The sequence below is a fragment of the Streptomyces sp. IBSBF 3136 genome (assembly GCF_036815105.1).
Lineage (GTDB): Bacteria > Actinomycetota > Actinomycetes > Streptomycetales > Streptomycetaceae > Streptomyces.
On sequence record NZ_JAJSZC010000402.1, the window covers coordinates 1 to 3,415 of the forward strand.

3 protein-coding genes are annotated in these 3,415 nt (G+C 76.3%); all 3 read right to left on the minus strand.

The window, feature by feature from the left end; translation table 11 throughout:
- A partial coding sequence (locus tag V7E45_RS39465) for a serine/threonine-protein kinase (protein ID WP_333779114.1) occupies window positions 1–811 on the minus strand: 811 nt, incomplete at its 3' end.
- A 65-nt stretch (window positions 812–876) separates the two neighbouring features.
- The gene (locus V7E45_RS39470; RefSeq protein WP_333779112.1) at window positions 877–1,506 is read right to left on the minus strand and encodes a hypothetical protein; all 630 of its coding nucleotides are present in this window, start codon (window positions 1,504–1,506) and stop codon (window positions 877–879) included.
- Window positions 1,507–1,657: 151 nt separating this feature from the next.
- A partial coding sequence (locus V7E45_RS39475; RefSeq protein WP_333779113.1) for an N-6 DNA methylase occupies window positions 1,658–3,415 on the minus strand: 1,758 nt, incomplete at its 5' end.

Genomic DNA, 3,415 nt, shown 5'->3' on the forward strand with positions numbered 1-3,415 from the left:
GGCGGGTGGGGTCCAGGGGCGCGCCGGTCGGCATGCCCCGTGCGGGCAGCAGCAGTTCGAGGTGCTCGTACACCTCCTGTGCGGAGGCCGGCCGGTGCTGCGGGTCCTTGGAGAGCAGGCGCAGCACGAGCGCCTCCAGGGCCTCGGGCACCTCGGGGCGGATGCGGCGCACCGGCACCGGCGGCTCGTACAGGTGCCGGTGCAGCACGCCGAGCGCCGTGGAGCCGGCGAACGGCACCTCGCCGCTGAGCAGTTCGTGCAGCAGCACGCCGAGCGCGTACAGGTCGGTGTACGGGCCGACCGCGCCGCCCATCGCCTGCTCGGGCGCCATGTAGGCGGGCGAGCCGATCGGGGAGCCGGTGTGGGTCAGGCGCGTGGTGTCGGTGTCCATCACGGAGGCCACGCCCAGGTCGAGGACGGTGACGGTGCCGTCCTGCTTGACCATCACGTTCCGCGGCTTGAGGTCGCGGTGCACGATCGGCACCGCGTGCACGGCGCTGAGCACGGCGCAGAGCTGCGCGGCCACCGCGACCGACCACTGCCACGGGTAGGGGTCGTGCTCGGCGAGGTGGTCGGAGAGGTCGGCGCCGTCGACGTACTGCATGACGAGGAACAGCTCCTCGCCCTCGCTGCCGGCGTCGTGCACGGTGACCAGTCCGGGGTGGTCGACCTGGGCGGTGACCCGGCACTCGCGCACGAACCGGCGGCGCAGCTCGTCGGCCTCCTGGCCGGCCACCTTGTCGGGGCGCAGCAGCTTCACCGCGACCCGCCGGTCGAGCCGCCGGTCGTACGCCGTCCAGACCTGGCCCATGCCGCCCTGGCCGATGAGGGTGGACAACTCGTAGCGACCGGCGACGACACGTCCTGCCGCCACGCTCACCGTCCGCCCTCGTGACCGGCGCCCGGCTGTCCGTCGTGGTGGCCGCCCTGCTGTCCGTCGTGGTGGCGCAGGTAGTCGCTCAGCTCGTCCAGCTCGGCGCGGACCTGGTCGATCCGGACGGGCGCCGGCCGCTGCGGCGGGGGCCCGGGGACGGGGGTGTGCGTCATGGGCGGGGTGGCGAGCGGCGCCTGCAGCGGCCCGGCGTTGTGCGGCACGGTCGTCGCGGTGAACGGCGACGCCGGCTGCGGGTAGCCGTACGCGGGGCCGGGGCCGTGGGCCGCGCGCAGGCCCTGGTAGTGCCGGCTCTCCGCCACCAGGTAGTACACGACCGCCAGGGCCAGGGCGATGAGCAGCACGCTCAGGCCCAGGTAGCCGCCTGCGGTGTGGATCTCGTCGCCGGGCTCGCTGCCCAGCAGCACGATGCTGAGGATGTCCGCCGCCAGCACCGCCACGAACAGGCCCCAGTCCAGCGACTTGCGCGTGACGACGGCCAGCCGCAGCAGGATCACCCAGGCCAGGAAGCCGATGCTGAACACCCCGACCGCGACGAACAGCACGCGCAGGAAGACGAGCCACGCGGGGTGCGGTGGCTGCTTCGCCGGCTGTGCGTAGCCGTGGCCTTGCATGGCTGCTCCTGATGCCTGAAATGGGCGTAGCTGTCCGCCCGGTGTGCTCCACCGGGCCGACGACACCACTCGTGCGATGGTCGCATCGAGCATATGGCCCGACACGGACAAGCGGTCCGGGTTGTACCGAACCGTTGTCCGGCCTCCGCCGTCAATCCGGCGCGACGGTGCCGTCCGTGAGCCCGTCGTACATCCCGCGCACCAACTGCTCCCCCAGTCGGCTCGCGTGGCGCAGCGCCCGCTCGAACTCGTCGAGGGCGCGGAACCGCGCGCCGTAGCGCAGCTGTTCGTCCAGCGGGAGCCGGGGCAGCTGGAGGCGGCGCACGTCAAGGCGGGTGGCGGTGGAGGCGTAGCTGCTGGCCTGGCGGTGGTTGGCGGTGCCGCGCAGGAAGCCGGCGAGGAACCAGGGGTCGAGCGCCGCGGGATCGGGGCGCAGCAGCACGAGGTTGCGGCCCAGGGCGGCGCCCCCGGTCGCCCCGTCGATCACGCGCGCCACCGAGCCGCCGCCGAGCACCGGCAGGACGACGTCGCCCGGCTCGGTCAGCACGGCCTCCTCGTCGCTCTCCGGAAGCGACCCCGAGGGTGCCGTTCCGGCGAGCACGTCGTGGTCGGTGAGCACGGGCACGCGCGTGTGGCCGCCGGTCCCGCCGGTGCGCAGCACCAGCGCGCCGCCGCGCGCGAGTTCGCCGACGGTGGTGAGCGGCCGGCGCGCGGGCGGCACCGGTTCGGCGGGCGGCGGGGTGAGGTCGGCGGTCAGCCGCAGGGTCGCGCCCAGGCGTTCGCGCACCGCCGTGAGCTGCTCCACGCCGTCGGCCGGCGTGGACGGCGGCAGGTGCCGGGCGGGCGCGAGGTCCACGTCGTCGTCGAGCAGTTGGATGACCGGCACGGAACGCGCCAGTCCCGGCCGTTCCGCCGACCGCCCCCCGCGCGCGAAGGCGCGCCAGGTGTCCAGGACGGCGTCCCGCACCGCCTGCCAGTCCGGGCCGCCGCGCGCCTCGCCCGCGAACCGCCCGGTGTCGGCGAGCAGCACCTCGGGCGCCGCGGGTGTCCGGCCCGGCCTGCGCAGCACCCACAGGTGGAGCGGGATGTTGTACGGCGGTGCCGCGCCCACCGGCAGCGCGAAGACGGCCCGCAGCGCGCCCCGGCGCAGCAGGTCGGCGCGGATGCGGCGCCCGGACCGGCGGGAGGCGGCGGCCGGCGGCATGAGCAGCACGGCGGTGCCGTCGTCGGCCAGGCGCGCCAGCGCGTGCTGGACCCAGGCCAGCTCGGACTCGGTGCGCGCGGGGAAGCCGTACTCCCAGCGCGGGTCGTAGGCCAGCTCGTCGTGGCCCCAGTTGCGCTCGTTGAACGGCGGATGGCACAGGACGGCGTCGGCGCGCAGCCCGGGGTGGGCGTCGCCGCGCAGGGTGTCGCCGGCGGCGGCGCGGACGGTGGCCCGGGACCGCAGCGCGAGGCGCAGCGCGGTCAGTGCGGCGAGGTCGGCGGAGCTGTCCTGGGCGTACAGCTCCTGGCCGGGGCGCGGGTCCACGGCGCGCAGCAGGGCGCCGGTGCCGCAGGCCGGGTCCAGGACGGTGCGGGCGGGTCCGGCGAGGTCGGCCATCAGCCGGGCCAGCTCGGCCGGGGTGAGCGTGTACTGGCGCGGGTTCGCGTCCAGGTGCCGGCCCAGCAGGAACTCGAAGGTCTGCCGCGCCCCCGTCTCGGCGGCCAGCTCGGCGGCGCCGCGCAGCAGGGGGGCGGAGGCGAGGAGCCGGTCACCGGCCGGGACGCGGATCGCGGGCACGGTGGCCACGGTGGCCACGGCGGGCGCGGTGGCCACGGCGGGCGCGGGGGCCGCGGGGTTTGCCTGGCCGGCGGCGGGCGCGGGACCCGCCGGGTGCGTCGAGCCCGTGGCGGGCGCGGGGCCCGTGGT

Excerpts from the sequence above, each read along its gene's own strand:
- V7E45_RS39470 (WP_333779112.1), bottom strand. The coding sequence starts at position 1,506 with ATGCAAGGCCACGGCTACGCACAGCCGGCGAAGCAGCCACCGCACCCC.